The organism is Bacillus sp. SIMBA_008, assembly GCF_046535495.1.
In the GTDB taxonomy this organism is placed as follows: Bacteria; Bacillota; Bacilli; order Bacillales; family Bacillaceae; genus Bacillus; species Bacillus subtilis.
This window is the reverse complement of record NZ_JAWRWL010000720.1, coordinates 1-259: the sequence shown is the minus strand read 5'-3', so window position 1 is coordinate 259 and position 259 is coordinate 1. Positions and strand designations below refer to the sequence as shown.

The 259-nt window shown below is 72.2% G+C and carries 1 protein-coding gene; it reads right to left on the bottom strand.

All coding sequences use genetic code 11. The annotated features are described in order from the left end of the window. Positions 1 to 34 precede the first annotated feature (34 nt). Positions 35 to 259, bottom strand: a 225-nt coding sequence (locus tag SB658_RS25140) for a glycerate kinase (RefSeq protein ID WP_410603137.1), incomplete at its 5' end; no start/stop codon positions are given.

The window sequence follows — 259 nt, the reverse complement described above, 5'->3', positions numbered from 1 at the left end:
GCCGGATTATTGCCGCGTCAACGGGGACAAGCGATCAGCGGGCGAGGATCTCGCCCGCGTCGCGTAGCCAGCGCAGCGGATCCTTCAGGGCCGCCTCTGTGGACCCCGCGATCTCGGTGAGCGATGCCGCGGCCGCGAAGGCCGAGGTGTCGGCCTGGATCGCGCCGGCCACGAGCGCAACCGGGACACCCGCTTCTCGTGCGAGCTGGGCGACGTGCGCGGGAGCCTTGCCCGCCTCGGACTGGCCGTCGTAACGCCC